The sequence below is a fragment of the Rhodanobacter denitrificans genome, assembly GCF_003335105.1.
Lineage (GTDB): Bacteria > Pseudomonadota > Gammaproteobacteria > Xanthomonadales > Rhodanobacteraceae > Rhodanobacter > Rhodanobacter denitrificans_A.
The window spans coordinates 78,637-93,247 of sequence record NZ_QFWQ01000001.1 but is presented as its reverse complement, the minus strand read 5'-3'; the positions used below and the strand labels follow the sequence as shown (position 1 = coordinate 93,247).

The 14,611-nt window shown below is 65.7% G+C and carries 13 protein-coding genes; 4 read left to right on the top strand and 9 right to left on the bottom strand.

The features are described from left to right. Window positions 1-59: 59 nt before the first annotated feature. The 9 genes from DEO45_RS00425 to dnaA all read right to left on the bottom strand — a co-directional run bounded on the left by DEO45_RS00425 (window position 60) and on the right by dnaA (window position 10,541). Entirely contained in the window at window positions 60-464 is a 405-nt protein-coding gene (locus DEO45_RS00425) for an ExbD/TolR family protein (RefSeq protein WP_114340354.1), read from the bottom strand. A gap of 4 nt (window positions 465-468) precedes the next feature. Further along, complete coding sequence (locus DEO45_RS00420) at window positions 469-891, bottom strand: ExbD/TolR family protein (protein WP_114340353.1); 423 nt, start codon at window positions 889-891, stop codon at window positions 469-471. A gap of 11 nt (window positions 892-902) precedes the next feature. Further along, window positions 903-1,676, bottom strand: coding sequence for a MotA/TolQ/ExbB proton channel family protein (locus tag DEO45_RS00415; protein ID WP_223250723.1), 774 nt, complete (start codon window positions 1,674-1,676; stop codon window positions 903-905). A 55-nt stretch (window positions 1,677-1,731) separates the two neighbouring features. Then, window positions 1,732-2,391: an energy transducer TonB gene (locus DEO45_RS00410; RefSeq protein ID WP_114340351.1), complete on the bottom strand. Its 660-nt coding sequence runs from the start codon at window positions 2,389-2,391 to the stop codon at window positions 1,732-1,734. A 217-nt stretch (window positions 2,392-2,608) separates the two neighbouring features. Next, the gene (locus tag DEO45_RS00405) at window positions 2,609-3,898 is read right to left on the bottom strand and encodes a tetratricopeptide repeat protein (protein ID WP_428992410.1); all 1,290 of its coding nucleotides are present in this window, start codon (window positions 3,896-3,898) and stop codon (window positions 2,609-2,611) included. Window positions 3,899-4,154: 256 nt separating this feature from the next. Then, window positions 4,155-6,587 (bottom strand): DNA topoisomerase (ATP-hydrolyzing) subunit B, encoded by a 2,433-nt coding sequence (gene gyrB, locus DEO45_RS00400; protein WP_114340349.1) that lies wholly within the window; start codon window positions 6,585-6,587, stop codon window positions 4,155-4,157. 95 nt (window positions 6,588-6,682) lie between these two features. After that, a complete protein-coding gene (gene recF / locus DEO45_RS00395) occupies window positions 6,683-7,762 on the bottom strand; it encodes a DNA replication/repair protein RecF (protein ID WP_114340348.1) in 1,080 nt (359 codons plus the stop codon). 96 nt (window positions 7,763-7,858) lie between these two features. Further along, a complete protein-coding gene (gene dnaN, locus DEO45_RS00390) occupies window positions 7,859-8,959 on the bottom strand; it encodes a DNA polymerase III subunit beta (protein WP_114340347.1) in 1,101 nt (366 codons plus the stop codon). A gap of 247 nt (window positions 8,960-9,206) precedes the next feature. After that, window positions 9,207-10,541 carry a chromosomal replication initiator protein DnaA gene (gene dnaA / locus DEO45_RS00385; RefSeq protein WP_114340346.1) on the bottom strand — a complete coding sequence of 445 codons (1,335 nt, stop codon included), beginning with the start codon at window positions 10,539-10,541 and terminating at the stop codon, window positions 9,207-9,209. A gap of 203 nt (window positions 10,542-10,744) precedes the next feature. Between dnaA and rpmH the strand changes: the two genes are divergently transcribed. The 4 genes from rpmH (at window position 10,745) to mnmE (ending at window position 14,609) form a co-directional block, all read left to right on the top strand. Continuing rightward, window positions 10,745-10,879 carry a 50S ribosomal protein L34 gene (rpmH, locus tag DEO45_RS00380; RefSeq protein ID WP_007510029.1) on the top strand — a complete coding sequence of 45 codons (135 nt, stop codon included), beginning with the start codon at window positions 10,745-10,747 and terminating at the stop codon, window positions 10,877-10,879. Between the two features lie 29 nt (window positions 10,880-10,908). Further along, entirely contained in the window at window positions 10,909-11,313 is a 405-nt protein-coding gene (gene rnpA / locus DEO45_RS00375; protein WP_114340345.1) for a ribonuclease P protein component, read from the top strand. 64 nt (window positions 11,314-11,377) lie between these two features. Then, window positions 11,378-13,114, top strand: a complete 1,737-nt coding sequence (gene yidC, locus DEO45_RS00370; protein ID WP_114340344.1) for a membrane protein insertase YidC — start codon at window positions 11,378-11,380, stop codon at window positions 13,112-13,114. A 151-nt stretch (window positions 13,115-13,265) separates the two neighbouring features. Beyond that, on the top strand, window positions 13,266-14,609 hold the full coding sequence (gene mnmE, locus DEO45_RS00365) for a tRNA uridine-5-carboxymethylaminomethyl(34) synthesis GTPase MnmE (protein WP_114340343.1): 1,344 nt from the start codon (window positions 13,266-13,268) through the stop codon (window positions 14,607-14,609). Window positions 14,610-14,611: the final 2 nt, after the last annotated feature.

Below are 14,611 nucleotides of genomic sequence, written 5' to 3'. Positions count from 1 at the left end.
AACGAAAACCCCCGCGCGAGGCGGGGGTTTCGTGCTTGACGCGGCCCTGCAACGCCGGATCAGAGGTTTTCGGTAAACCCGATCTTTACCAGCTTGTAGCTCTTCGCGTCAGCCAGTACGCGTGCCACATGCTCGTAGGCCACCGCGTCGGCCGCGGCGATCTGGATTTCCGGCTGATTGCTCTGCTGGGCGATCACCGCGAACTGTGCCTTGAGGCCCAATTCGTCCACCGGGGTATCGTTCCAGTACAGCGCGCCACCCTGGTCGATCTTCAGGTGGATCGGATCCGGCGGGTTGGTCGGCGGAACCACATTCGGATTCGGCTGCGGCAGGTCGACCTGGATCCGGTGCGCGAGCACCGGCGCCGTGATCATGAAGATGATCAGGAGCACCAGCATCACGTCGACGAGCGGCGTGACGTTGATGTCCGACATCGGTCCACTGGTGTTGGTAGTGAAAGCCATCTCGTCACCCCTTCGGTGCGTCAGTGGTCATGAATGCGACATGCACCATGCCCGAATCCTTGGCATCACCGATGATCTTCTTGACGATCTTGAACTCGGTACCCTTGTCCGCGCGGATCTGCAGCTCGGGCTGGGGCGACTTCTGCGCATTCACCGCAAACTGCGCCCGCAACTCGGCTTCAGTGACCTGGTGGTCGTTGAAGTACATGCTGCCGTCCTGCTTGACCGCCAGATCCAGCGGCGGCACCACCATCTCCGAATCCGGTGTCTTGGGATTCGCGGTGGGCAGGTCGATCGTGATGGAGTGCGACATCAGCGGCGCGGTGATCATGAAGATGATCAGCAGTACCAACATCACGTCGACCAGCGGCGTGACGTTGATTTCCGACATCGGACCGCCGGAATTGCCACCTAGGCTGACTGCCATGGGTCAATCCCTCACTTCTGGCTTTCGACGCGCGAACCGGTGGCGAAGAAGTCGTGCAGGTCGTGCGCGAATTCGTCGAAGCGGGCATAGACCACGCGGTTCGAACGGCTGAAGAAGTTGTAGGCGAACAGCGCCGGGATAGCCGCGAACAGACCGAACGCGGTCATGATCAGCGCCTCGCCGACCGGGCCGGCCACCGCGTTCATCGACGCGTTGCCGGAAGCGGCGATGCGGATCAGGGCGTGGTAGATGCCCCACACGGTACCGAGCAGACCGACGAACGGCGCCGCCGAACCCACCGTGGCGAGCAGGGTCATGCCGCCTTCCAGGCGCAGGCTCTCGCGGGCCACGGCCTGGCGCAGGGCGCGGTCGATGAACTCCGAACGGCTCAGCGACTCGGCCAGACGGCCGGTGGTGCCTGCCGCCGAGGTGGCCTGCTGATGGTGGGCGACCGCCGATGCGGCATCGAGCGCGATCTTGGAGAACGGCTCGCTGCGCGGCTGGGCTTCCAGTTCGCGGATCGCGTCCTGGGTGGAGCCATTGCCCCAGAAGCCGTTGATGACCTTGTCGGCGCGGGCCTTCACGGTGGCATTGCGGATGCCGTTGGCAATGATGAAGTACCACGACAGGAACGACATCGCGACCAGGGTCACGAAGACCACCCAGCCTAGCCAGTCGAAGTTCTGGATCAGGTTGTCGAAGCCCATCTGCTTCATGGCTTCGGCATTGGTGTTGCCACCCATCGCCTGTGCGGCACCGGTCGTATCAGGAGTCTGTAGGAACATAACGCTACCCTAGGGAAGTCAAGCGTGAACTGTAACCGTAACCGGGCGAACCCGGTTACAGCTGGCTGAGATTGAAGTTGACCGGAACGCGTGCGTACCCTTCAACTTTTTGTCCATTTCGGATCGTTGGATTGAAGCGCCAACGGCGTGCCGCATCCATCGCGGCACGATCAAGTTCATGGTAGCCGCTGGACTTGTCGACCTGGATGTCCTTGGGCGAGCCATCCACACCCACCAGGATCATCAGCACGACCGTACCTTCATGCCGCTGACGGATCGCCTGCGGCGGATACTTCGGCTGAAGCCGGCTGTTGTAGCTGAGGTCCGAGCTGGCCGTGATGTCCGCGGGCGGCGCGGGCGGTGCCGGCGGCGCGGGCGGTGCAGCGGCCACTGCATTGCTCGACACTTCCTCTACCGGCGGCGGCGGAGTCGGCGGCGGCGGGGTCGGTGGCGGCTTGACCTGCTGGATGATCTTCGGCGGCGGCTGCTTCGGCGGTTCCGGCGGCGGCGGTGGTGGCGGCGGCGGCGGCGGCGGCGGCTCGATGAAGTTCACCTGGACGATGCGTTCTTTTTCCTTGTGGTCCTGATGCGGAGGCGCCATCGGCGCCACGATCAACAGGAACGCGAACGCATGCAGCCCGATGGCAACTGCCAATGCCCAGGTGCGCTTCCAGCTAAACGGCTCGCGCCCGATATCTTCGTTACTTGAGGCCATCTGTCACTGTCTGAAGCTGATCAACGGAAGAGAACGTTGCCGCAGGGCTTGACCCGAAACCGTCCGATACGTGGACGGAACCCGGAAAGAACTAGCCGCTGGGGATACGCAGGGAAAGGTTTTCAACGGTACAACAGAGCATGGCATTTGTATAGCACCGCGGTGGCAGAAATATGGACGTCCATCCGCACCGCGGCGCCTGCTACGGCGTTGCGGATCAGCCTGCGCCGCTCTTCTGCAGCCATGCCTTGGCCTTCGCGGCCGTCTCGGGATCCTGGGCTGCTTTCTTCATGGCATCGATCGCGCCCGGCTTGTTCTTCAGCCCGCGCTCGGCCTCGGCCAACAGCATGTAGGCCGTGCCCTTGTGCTTGACGCCCTTGTCTATGCCCTTCTGGATCAGGGTCCTGGCCTGGCTGTACTTGTTCTCGCTCAGCAGCAGGCGCCCGCTGCGCAGCGCGGGCTCACCGTCGGTGGCGGTCGGCTCGGCCTTGTTGTAGTAGTCGATCGCCTTGCCGGTGTTGTTGGCCAGTTCGGCCGACTGGCCAAGCAGCACGTAGGTATCCGCGTCGGTCTTGACCACGCCCTTGCTGATGCCGTCCTCGAGCACCTGGCCGGCCTTGGTCGCGTTCGGCGCCGGGTCGGAACTGTCCTGGCCGGTGATCAGGTACAGCTTGGCCAGGTTCACGTATTGCGTGTCCTTGGTGAGCTTGCCGGCAGCGCGGGCGCTCTCCAGCATCTGGATCGCCTGCGGATACTTCTGCGCCTGGGTCAGCACCGCCACCGCGTTGTTGAGCGCGTTCGGGTCATCAGGATTGGTGTTGAGCTGGCTCTGCGCCAGCGCGGCAGCCTTGTCGTTCTGGCCGGACTCGGAGTAGCTGGCCATCAGGATCTGGTCCCAGGTCGGCTGCGGCTTGTCGGTCAGTGACTTGGCCTTGTTGATCGCGGCGATCGCCTCGGGATACTTGTTGAGGCGATAGTCGGCGTTGCCCTCGAGCGCGTAGGAGTCGGCGGTTTCCTTCTTCCCCTCGGCGCGCCACTTGGCGATCGTGTCCAGCGCAGGCTGGTACTGCTCGTCGGCCATCTGGAACTGCGCCAGCATGTACATCAGCTGGAAGTAGGTGTCGTTCGGCATCACGCCGAGCGCCAGCGAGCGCTGCAGCGAGGCGATCGCACCCTTGATGTCGCCGTCGTTGTAATGGAGGCTGGCCATGCCCTGCAAGGCGAGCGCCTGGGCGTACTTGCTCTTGCTGCCGTCGATGATCGGCTGCAGGACCTTCTCGGCCTTGGCCTTGTCGCCCGCGTTGACCGCGTCCAGGCCCTCGTTGAGGTTCTTCTGGTCCTTCTCGCTGGTCAGGTCGAGCTTCGGCTCGACGCGGGTCGCGTTCGGATACAGCACTTCCTTCTTGGGTTTGGCGTCGTCGCTCTTGCGCGCCAGCGCCGGGCTGCTGGCCACGCCCAGCAACAGCGCAACGCCGGCCAGCATGGTTAACCCTCGGGCATGCTTCATGGTGATCCTCGTAATGTCTGGGCGTGTCGTAACGACGCGGGGGATTGCGAAGCGTACCCCGACCCGGGCGGGGATAACAAGTTGCAGTGCCGCATCAAAGTTTGTTAAAAATCAATTACTTGGCGGTCTTCCCGGCCGGCGTGTCGATTATTTTGTGTTTCGTCGGACGTCCCGGCCGGGTGCCGGCTCGCTGATTCCGCTGGAGCAGCCAGCCCGATACCGGACGCGTCGGAAAACGTCGCGCCGGCGCCAGGATTCAGATATCCAGGTTGGCGACCTTCAGCGCATTGGCCTCGATGAAATCGCGGCGCGGCTCGACCGCCTCGCCCATCAGCATCGAGAACATCTGGTCCGCCGCGATCGCGTCCTCGATCCCGACCTGCAGCATGCGCCGGGTCTCCGGATTCACCGTGGTGTCCCACAGCTGCTCCGGATTCATTTCGCCCAGACCCTTGAAGCGCTGGATGCTGCGGCCCTTCTTGGCCTCCTCCAGCAGCCAGTTGCGGGCATCGAGGAAGCTGAGCACGCCACGCGAGGCGTTGCCACGGCGTACCACGGCGTCGGGCTGGATCATGCCGGCGATCTGGCGGCTGATCGCCAGGAGCGGGCGGTATTCGTTGCTGGCGAAGAACGGCTGCGGCAGCAGCCAGGTATGGCTGAGACCGTGCTGCTCCTTTACCACCTCGATGGCCGCCGGCTGTTCGCCGTGCGCCGGACGCAGCGCCAGACGATAGTGCGGCTTGCCCAGGCCGCTGGCGGCCAGGCGCCGGGCGACGCCATCCAGCCAGGCCTGCATCGCGCCCGGGTCGGCCCACAGCGCCGGCTCGATCGGCGGATGTTCGAGCAGCGCGTTGAGCACGGCCGCGTCGAAGCGATGCGACAACCGACCGATCTGGTCCAGCGCCTGCTGGTAGCCGCGCAGCAACTTTTCCAGCGCCTCGCCGGTGACCGGCGGCGCGTCCGGGCTGTAGGTGAGCGAGGCATTGTCCACCGCGCTGGAGATCAGGTAGTCGTTCAGCGCGGTGTCGTCCTTGATGTACAGCTCCTGCTTGCCCTGCTTCACCTTGTACAGCGGCGGCAGGCCGATATAGACGTGGCCGCGCTCGATCAGCTCCGGCATCTGGCGGTAGAAGAAGGTGAGCAACAGGGTGCGGATGTGCGAGCCGTCGACGTCCGCATCGGTCATCAGGATGATGCGGTGGTAGCGCAGCTTGTCGGGGTTGTACTCCTCCTTGCCGATGCCGGTGCCCAGCGCGGTGATCAGGGTGCCGACCTCGGCCGAGGACAGCATCTTGTCGAAGCGCGCCTTCTCCACGTTGAGGATCTTGCCCTTCAGCGGCAGCACGGCCTGGGTCCTGCGGTTGCGGCCCTGCTTGGCCGAGCCGCCGGCGGAATCACCCTCGACCAGGAACAGCTCGCACAACGCCGGATCCTTTTCCTGGCAGTCGGCCAGCTTGCCGGGCAGGCCGGCGATGTCCAGCGCGCCCTTGCGGCGAGTCATCTCGCGCGCCTTGCGCGCGGCCTCGCGGGCGCGGGCGGCATCGACCGCCTTGGAGGCGATCGCCCTGGCCTCGCTCGGGTGCTCCAGCAGGAACTCACCGAGTTTCTCGTTGACCGCCTGCTCCACCGCGGTCTTCACCTCGGAGGAAACCAGCTTGTCCTTGGTCTGCGAGGAGAACTTGGGGTCGGGCACCTTCACCGACAGCACCGCGATCATGCCTTCGCGCATGTCGTCGCCGGACAGCGCGACCTTGGCGTTCTTGGCCAGGCCTTCCTTCTCGATGTAGTTCTGCAGCGAGCGGGTCAGCGCGGCGCGGAAACCGGTGAGGTGGGTGCCGCCGTCGCGCTGCGGAATGTTGTTGGTGAAGCAGAACATCGTCTCCTGGTAGGAGTCGGTCCACTGCATCGCCACTTCCACGGTGATGCCGTCCTGCTCCGCGCTCAGGCTGATCACGTTCGGATGCAACGCGGTCTTCAGCTGGGCCAGGTGCTGCACGAACGAGCGGATGCCGCCCTCGTAGGCAAACGTGTCCTGCCGCCCTTCGCCGCGCTCGTCCTTCAGCTCGATGGTGACGCCGGAGTTGAGGAAGGCCAGCTCGCGCAAGCGCTTGGCCAGGATCTCGTAGTGGAAGTCGATGTTGTGGGTGAACGTGGCCGGGCTGGGCAGGAAGCGCACCAGGGTGCCGCGCTGGGCCGACGGGCCGACTTCCTTCAACGGATACAACGGCTCGCCGTGTGCGTATTCCTGCAGGTATTCGTGGCCATCGCGGCGGATGGTGAGCCACAGGTGCTCGCTCAAGGCGTTCACCACCGAGACGCCCACACCGTGCAGGCCGCCGGAGACCTTGTACGAATTCGCGTCGAACTTGCCGCCGGCGTGCAGCACCGTCATCACCACCTCGGCGGTGGAACGTCCCTCCTCCGGGTGGATGTCGACCGGAATGCCGCGGCCGTTGTCGCTGACGCTGACCGAGCCGTCATCGAGGATGGTGACCACGACCTTGTCGCAGTAGCCGGCCAGCGCCTCGTCGATCGCGTTGTCGACGACTTCGAACACCATGTGGTGCAGGCCGGTGCCGTCATCGGTGTCGCCGATGTACATGCCCGGGCGCTTGCGCACCGCTTCCAGGCCCTTCAGGACCTTGATGTTGCTGGAGTCGTAGTGCGATTCGTTGATGGATTCGTTCATGCGTCGACCGTTTCCTGGCGCCAGCGACCCGCCCGACACGGCGCCGTGAAAGGCCGGACAGGGTTATGCCCTCTGAGGGAGATGCAACCCGCTGATTATAGCAGGCGCGTCAGCTCGCCTTGTTCCACGTGGAACACGCGAGCCGGCCGTCCCTGTAAAGCCTGCGGCAGCTCCGTCCCGGTCAGCAGGACCTGCGCCTGGACCGCCGCCAGCTGGGCAACCACCGCGGCCTGATGCGCCCGGTCCAGCTCGGAGGCGAGGTCGTCCAGGCAAACGATCGGCCACTCGCCGCGGTGTTCGGCATACAGCTCGGCCTGGGCCAGCATGCAGGCCAGCGCCGTGAGTTTTTCCTGACCGCGGGACAGGTGCTCGCGCAGCGGCGCGTGCTCAAAGACGATCGACCAGTCGGCCCGGTGCGCGCCGAGCGTGGTATGCCCGCGGGCCAGGTCCCTGCCCCTCTGCTCGCGCAGCTGGCGACCCAGCTCCTGATCCTCCGGCCAGCCCCGCCGATAACGCAGCTCGAGCGCCCCCAACTCCGGCAACAGGCCGCCGACGCTGGTCAGCAGCTTCGGTCGCAGCAGATCCAGGTAGGCGCGGCGTTGCTGGTCGATCTGCAGCGCGGACTGGGCCAATTCGGCCTCCCACGGCGCGAACAAGGCATCATCGGTCGGCGTGGCGGAACGCAGCAGGCTGTTGCGTTGCTTGAGCGCCCGCTGATGGCGGCGCCAGCAGATCAGGAATTCATGTTCCACGTGGAACACGCCCCAGTCCAGGTAGCGGCGGCGTTCCTCCGCGGCACCGGCGATCAGCGCATGCGACCCCGGCTCGAAGCAGACCACCGCGCACTCGCGGACCAGCTGGCCTATCGCCACGTTCGCGCCATCCAGCCTGGCTTCCCAGCGCACGCCATCGCGGCCCAGGCCTACCCGGCCGGTTCGTCCGTCGACGTGATGCAGCTCGGCGAAAATCGCCAGCTGCGAGGCGCCCCGCTGCAGCAACGCCTCTTTTGCGCCGCTGCGGAACGAGCGGGCATGTGAGAGCAGGAACACCGCTTCCAGCACGCTGGTCTTGCCGGCGCCGTTGGCGCCCGTAAATACGTTGAGCGCCGGATCCAGTTCCACGCTGATGTCGCCCAGGCAACGCAACCCGCGCACCCGCAACTGCTCCAGCCTCATCGGCGGAGTTCCCGTAAACGGCAACGCCGGGGTTCCTCGCGGACGCCCCGGCGTTGCCCTTGCCTACCGCCCGATATGCAGGCCATGCGGTGGGCGTCAGAGCCGCAGCGGCATGATCACGTGGCGGGCGTGCTCGTTGTCGTGCTCCTGCACCAGACAGCTCGACTGTGCGTCGCGCAGGCTGAGCCGGGCCTGGTCACCACGCAACGCGGACAGCGCATCGAGCAGGTAGCCCACGTTGAAACCCACCGCGAGGTCGGACACATGGGTATCGGCCTCGACCTCTTCCACCGCCTCTTCCTGCTCCGGATTGTGCGCCACGATGCGCAGCTTGCCCGGCGAGAGTTCCAGCCGCACGCCGCGGTACTTCTCGTTGGACAGGATCGCGGCCCGTTGTAGTGCACCGCGCAGTACCTCGCGATCGAGCGTGGCGGTCTTGTCCGCGCCCAGCGGAATCACCGCCTCGTAATCCGGGAACCGGCCATCGATCAATTTGGAGGTGAACACCACGTCGCCGCGGCGTACACGCAGGTGGTTGCGACCGAACTCCAGCTCGACCTCACCGTCGCCGGATTCCAGCAAACCGACCAGTTCGTTGACGCCCTTGCGCGGAATGATGATCTGCCGGCGGGTACTTACGGAACTCTGCAGCCCGGTTTCCTTCATCGCCAGGCGATGCCCGTCGGTGGCCACGCAGCGCAGGGTATGTTCCTGCAGGTCCAGCAACATGCCGTTCAAGTAGTAGCGGACGTCCTGGTTCGCCATCGCGAAGGCCGTACGCTCCATCAGGTCGCGCAACACTTCCTCCGGCAAGCTCACCTTTTCCACCAGCTCGATTTCGTCGATGGTGGGAAACTCGGCCGCCGGCAGGGTAGTCAAGGTGAAGCGGCTGCGCCCGGCGCTGAGCGCCACGCGGTCGCCATTGAGCTTGAGGTCGATCCGCACGCCATCAGGCAGCGCGCGCACGATGTCGAACAGCTTGCGCGCGGGAATGGTGATCTCGCCATCGGCCGGTTTCTCGACTTCCGCGGTCGCCACCATCTCCACTTCGAGGTCGGTACCGGTGAGCGACAGACGGCCGTGGCCTACCTTGACCAGCAGGTTGGCCAGCACGGGCAGGGTCTGCCGGCGCTCCACCACGCCCACGACTTGCTGCAGCGGCTTGAGCAGGGCTTCTCTCTGGATGCTGAATTGCATGGCTGTGCTTCCCCTATACCTGCTGTTCTGTCTTTAAAAGAAGTTTAGTGGTTGTTGTTGGCGCGGTGGATAAGGTTTATATCGTATTTTTTGTATGCCAATCAAACAATTGAACGATAAAACAGGTGTGTCTGGAACAGCTGGCCGACGGTGGACGGTTTGTGGATAACTTTCGACGCGATTCCATCCACCCATTATCCACAGCTTGGGCTCCCGCTTATCCATAAACTTTGCGCGCCGACCGGTTTCAGCCGGTCAGCGTGCGGATCAGCTGCTCCCAGTCCTGGCGCATCCGCGCGTCGGTCTCGATAAATTTGCGGATCGTCTTGCAGGCGTGCATCACGGTGGTGTGGTCGCGGCCGCCGAACGCCTCGCCGATCTCCGGCAGGCTGTGCTCGGTGAGTTCCTTGGACAGGGTCATCGCGATCTGCCGCGGCCGCGCCAGCGAACGCACGCGCCGCTTGGACAGCAGATCCTGCAGGCGCACGTTGAAGTACTCGGCGGTGATCTTCTGGATGTTCGGGATGGTGACCGCCTGCGCATGCGTGGCCAGCAGGTCGCGCAGGGTTTCCTCGGCGAAATCGGTGGTGATCGGCTTGCCGTAGAAGTTGGCCCGCGCCGCCAGCGTGTTCAGCGCGCCCTCGAGGTCGCGCACGTTGGAGCGGATGCGCTTGGCCAGCAGCATCGCCACGTGCTCGTCCACCGCCACGCCCTTGTCGTGCGCCTTGGCCAGCAGGATCGCCGCGCGCGTCTCGAAATCCGGCGGCTCGATCGCCACCGACAGGCCCCAGCCGAGGCGCGATTTCAGCCGCGGCTCCAGCTTGTCCACTTCCTTCGGGTAGCGGTCGCAGGTGAGGATGATCTGCTGCTTGGATTCGAACAGCGCGTTGAAGGTGTGGAAGAACTCCTCCTGCGTGGTGTCCTTGCCGGCGAAGAACTGGATGTCGTCGATCAAGAGCGCATCGACCGAGCGGAAGCGCTGCTTGAACTGGTCCATGCTCTTGGCGCGCAGCGCCTCGATCATCGAGCCAACGAACTGCTCCGAACGCAGGTACAGCACCTTGCACTCCGGATTGCGCTCGCGCATCAGGTTGCCGGCGGCATGCATCAGGTGGGTCTTGCCCAGGCCGGTGCCGCCGTACAGCAGCAACGGGTTGTAGGCGCGGCCGGGGTTGGTCGCCACCTGCATCGCGGCGGCCTTGCCGAGCTGGTTCGACTTGCCCTCGACGAAGGTCTCGAAGGTGTAGTGCGGGTCCAGGTTGTGGCTGAACGCCGGCGCCGGGGCGCTGGCAACCCGGGGCGCTGGCGCAACGGCCGGCTTGGCCGCGGGGACCGGTCGCGCCGAACTCGAACCGACTTCCAGCCGCACCGGGCAGGGCTTGCCGCCCAGCTGCTGCAGCACCTTGCCGATCTGTTCCAGGTAGCGCTCGCGCACGGTGTCCAGGGTATAGGGGTTCGGCGCGAACAGCTGCAGGCCGTCGGCATCCTCGCGCGCCTGCAGCGGCATCAGCCAGGTGTGCAGGTCTTCGGCGCTCAGCTCGCCTTCGAGGCGCTCAAGGCAGCGCCGCCACAGATCACTCATGGATAAAATCAGCCACAGCTTTTGGGCGCTTGCGCGCACGGGACGGACTAGTCTAGCAGCAGCCCGACCGCCCTCGCCGCCCACATATCCACACCGCTATCCACAGGACGTGCACAGGCCGCCCGGTGGCGCCATTTGACAGCGGCGGCGGCTACCCCACATACTTTCCAACCTTTTTATCCACATTCCCTTCGGAGTAAGCCATGAAGCGGACCTTCCAGCCCAGCAAGCTCAAGCGCGCTCGCACGCACGGTTTCCGTGCCCGTATGGCCACCGCCGACGGTCGCAAAGTCCTCAACGCCCGTCGCGCCAAGGGCCGCAAGCGCCTGATCCCGTAAGTACCGATCAAGTATTGGGGACGGGTGCCATGTCCACCGCCGGTCTGCCGCGCGAAGCGCGGTTGCGTCGGCCCGGTGACTTCGCCGCCTTGCGGACCAGCAGCGGACGCGCAGGCGGCCGCTGTTTTCATATGCGCTACCGCGACAACGACCTCGGCCATGCCCGGCTCGGCCTGGCGATTTCCAAGCGCGTCTCAAAGCGGGCGGTCGAGCGCAACCGGATCAAGCGGCTGCTGCGCGAGTCGTTCCGGCAGGTGCGACACCATCTGCCGGCGGTGGACATGATGGTGATGGCGCGCGAGCAGGCGGCCGGCGTGCCGGGACCTCAGCTGCTGGCCGAGCTCGACGGCCTGTGGAAGAAGCTGCTGGCGAACCATGCTGCGACCTCCGGACCATTGAAGCCCGCCGGCGACACCCGCACAATCGAACGCTGATCTCCATTCCTTCCGTCTCCGCGGCGTTGACAAGTGTCGTGGCGTTACCCGGATCTGCTACGCGATGAATCAAACGCGCACCTTCCTCCTGTTCGCCCTGCTGGCCGTGGCCTACTTCCTGTTCCTGGCCTGGGAGAAGGATTACGCACCGCCGCCGACCCCGGTCGCCAGCACCGCGACGGCAGGCATGCCTTCCGCGGATGCCGGCGTACCCGGTGCGATTCCGGCCGCCGCTGCGTCGGGCTCCGTGCCCGCGCCGACGATCGCTGGCGACACGGCGGCCGCCGCACCCGCCGCGGCGCAGCTGATCACCATCGACACCGACGTACTGAAGCTGGCCGTGGACACCCGCGGCGGCAGCCTGGTGCACGCTGACCTGCTGGCCTACCCGCAGGCCCCACGCACGCACAAGGCGCCGAATCCGCCGCCGACCGTGCTGCTGTCCAGCGACGACGCGCACTACGCGGTGGCCCAGAACGGCCTGGTCAGCAGCAGCGACAACGCGCCGGCGGACCAGCCGAACCACCAGGCGCTGTTCCATGCCGAGAAGACCGCCTACACGCTGGCCGACGGCCAGGATGAGCTGAAGGTCGACCTTACCTGGCAGGACGCCGCCGGCCTCAAGGTCACCAAGACCTATACCTTCAAGCGTGGCAGCTACGTGATCGGCGTGAGCCAGCGCATCGACAACGGCACCGCTGCCACGTGGCAGGGCAATGCCTACCAGCAACTGCTGCGGGTCGAGCCGCCGAAGGCCGGCAGCTGGCTGTCGAACTACACCAACCCCGAGACCCGCAGTTTCCAGGGCGCGGCCTGGTACACCGGCGAGAAGTTCGAGAAGCTGCCGTTCAAGAATTTCGCGGAACCGAAGGACCAGCTCAACGCCTCGATCAAGGGCGGCTGGGCGGCGATGCTGAAGCTGTACTTCGTCACCGCCTGGATCCCGCCGGCCGACCAGACCGAACACTACGTCACCCAGACCCTCAACCCGGACAGCGCGCACCCGCGCTACCTGATCCGCACCGTCGGCCCCACGCTCAGCGTGGCGCCGGGGCAGAGCGTGACCAGCCAGTCGCGCCTGTATGTGGGTCCGAATGTGCAGGGCACGCTGGATGCGATCGCGCCGGGGCTGGATCTCACCATCGACTACGGCATGTTCAAGATCATCGCCGTGCCGATGCATTGGGTGCTGTCGCAGTTCCACGCCATCACCAAGAACTGGGGCGTGGCGATCATCCTGCTGGTGCTGCTGATCAAGGGGCTGAGCTGGAAGCTCACCGCCATGCAGTACCGCTCCAGCGCCCGCATGCGCAAGCTGCAGCCGCGCGTGCAGGCGCTCAAGGAGCGCTACGGCGACGACAAGCAGAAGATGCAGATGGCGATGATGGAGCTGTACAAGAAGGAGAAGGTCAACCCGATGGGCGGCTGCCTGCCGGTGCTGATCACCTTGCCCGTCTTCTATGGCCTGTTCTTCGTGCTCGAGTACAGCCTGGAGCTGCGCCACGCGCCGTTCCTGTGGATCCCCGACCTGAGCGCGCCCGATCCGTTCTACATCCTGCCGGTGATCTACGCGCTGGTGATGCTGGGCACGCAGTGGCTGAACCCGGTCGCTGCGGGCATGGACCCGACCCAGGCGAAGATGATGAAGGTGATGCCGCTGCTGTTCACCGTGATGTTCGCCTTCTTCCCCGCCGGCCTGTGCCTGTACTACGCGGTCAACGGCATCGTCGGCCTCGGCCAGCAGTGGTGGATCACCCATCACGTGGATCGCGAGGATGCGGCCAAGCCCCAGGCCGCCTGATGAGTAACTATTGCGATCATCCATGATCGCGAAGATCAAGTGAGCGGCCGGGTGTGTTAGTGCGCTCATCCCTGATCGCCAGGATCAAGTGAGCGGCCATCCGTGGCCGCACTTCCAATAAAAGCGGCCGTCTTCGTTTAACCTGCCGCGCATGAGCCAGAGCACCGACACCATCGCCGCCATCGCCAGCGCACCCGGCGCCGCCGGCGTGGGCGTGCTGCGCGTGTCCGGGCCGGCGGTACCGGCGATCGCGCACGCCATGCTCGGCCGCGCACCTCAGCCGCGCCACGCGCACTTCGCCGCATTCCGTGACGGCGCAGGCGAACTGATCGACCGCGGCCTGCTGCTGCATTTCCCCGCCCCCACCTCATACACCGGCGAGCACGTGCTGGAACTGCAGGGCCATGGCAGCGCGGTGCTGCTCGACGCGCTGCTGCGCCGCGTCTGCGAACTCGGCGCGCGGCTGGCGCGTCCGGGCGAGTTCACCGAGCGCGCGTTCCTCAACGGCAAGCTCGACCTGGCCCAGGCCGAAGCGGTCGCCGACCTGATCGCGGCGCGCTCGCAGGCTGGCGCGCGCGCCGCCTTGCAGTCGATGGAAGGCGTGTTCTCGCGCAGGGTCGAGGCGCTGCTGCAGGCGCTGGTCGCGTTGCGCGTGCATATCGAGGCGGCGATCGACTTCCCCGAGGAGGAAATCGACTTCCTCGCCGACCCGGCGATCGCAGCGCGACTCGAAAGCCTGCGCACCGGGCTGGCCGAACTGCTGCGCGAGGCGCAACGCGGCCTGCGTCTGAACGACGGCCTCAGGGTGGCCATCGTCGGCCGTCCCAACGCGGGCAAGTCCAGCCTGCTCAACGCGCTGGCCGGCAGCGAGCGCGCCATCGTCACCGCGATTCCCGGCACCACCCGCGACGTGCTGCGCGAAAGCCTCAGCCTCGACGGCATCGCGCTGGAACTGGCCGACACCGCCGGCCTGCGCGACACCGACGACGAAGTGGAACGCGAGGGCGTGCGTCGTGCGCATGGCGAATTGCAGCGCACGGATGTGGTGCTGCTGGTCAGCGATGCCGAACACGCCGGCGCCGACCTCGCCTTCTTCGCCGCGTTGCCGGCTGGCGTCGAGCGCCTCGTGCTGGTCAACAAGATCGACCGCGACCTGCTCGACGCGCATGTCGAGTCACGTGACGGCATCACCTGGCTGTGGGCCTCGGCCAAAACCGGCGCAGGCCTCGACGCCCTGCGCGACCACCTCAAGCGGCTCGCCGGCGCCGGCAGCGGCGAAGGCGCCTTCAGCGCCCGCCGCCGCCACGTGCTGGCGCTGCAACAGGTCGGCATGCATCTCGATCGCACCGCCGCCATCCTCGCCACCACCCGCGCCGGCGAACTCGCCGCCGAGGAACTGCGCACCGCCCAGCACGAGCTGGGCGAAATCACCGGCGACTACAGCAGCGACGACCTGCTCGGCGCGATCTTCAGCTCGTTCTGCATCGGCAAGTAATC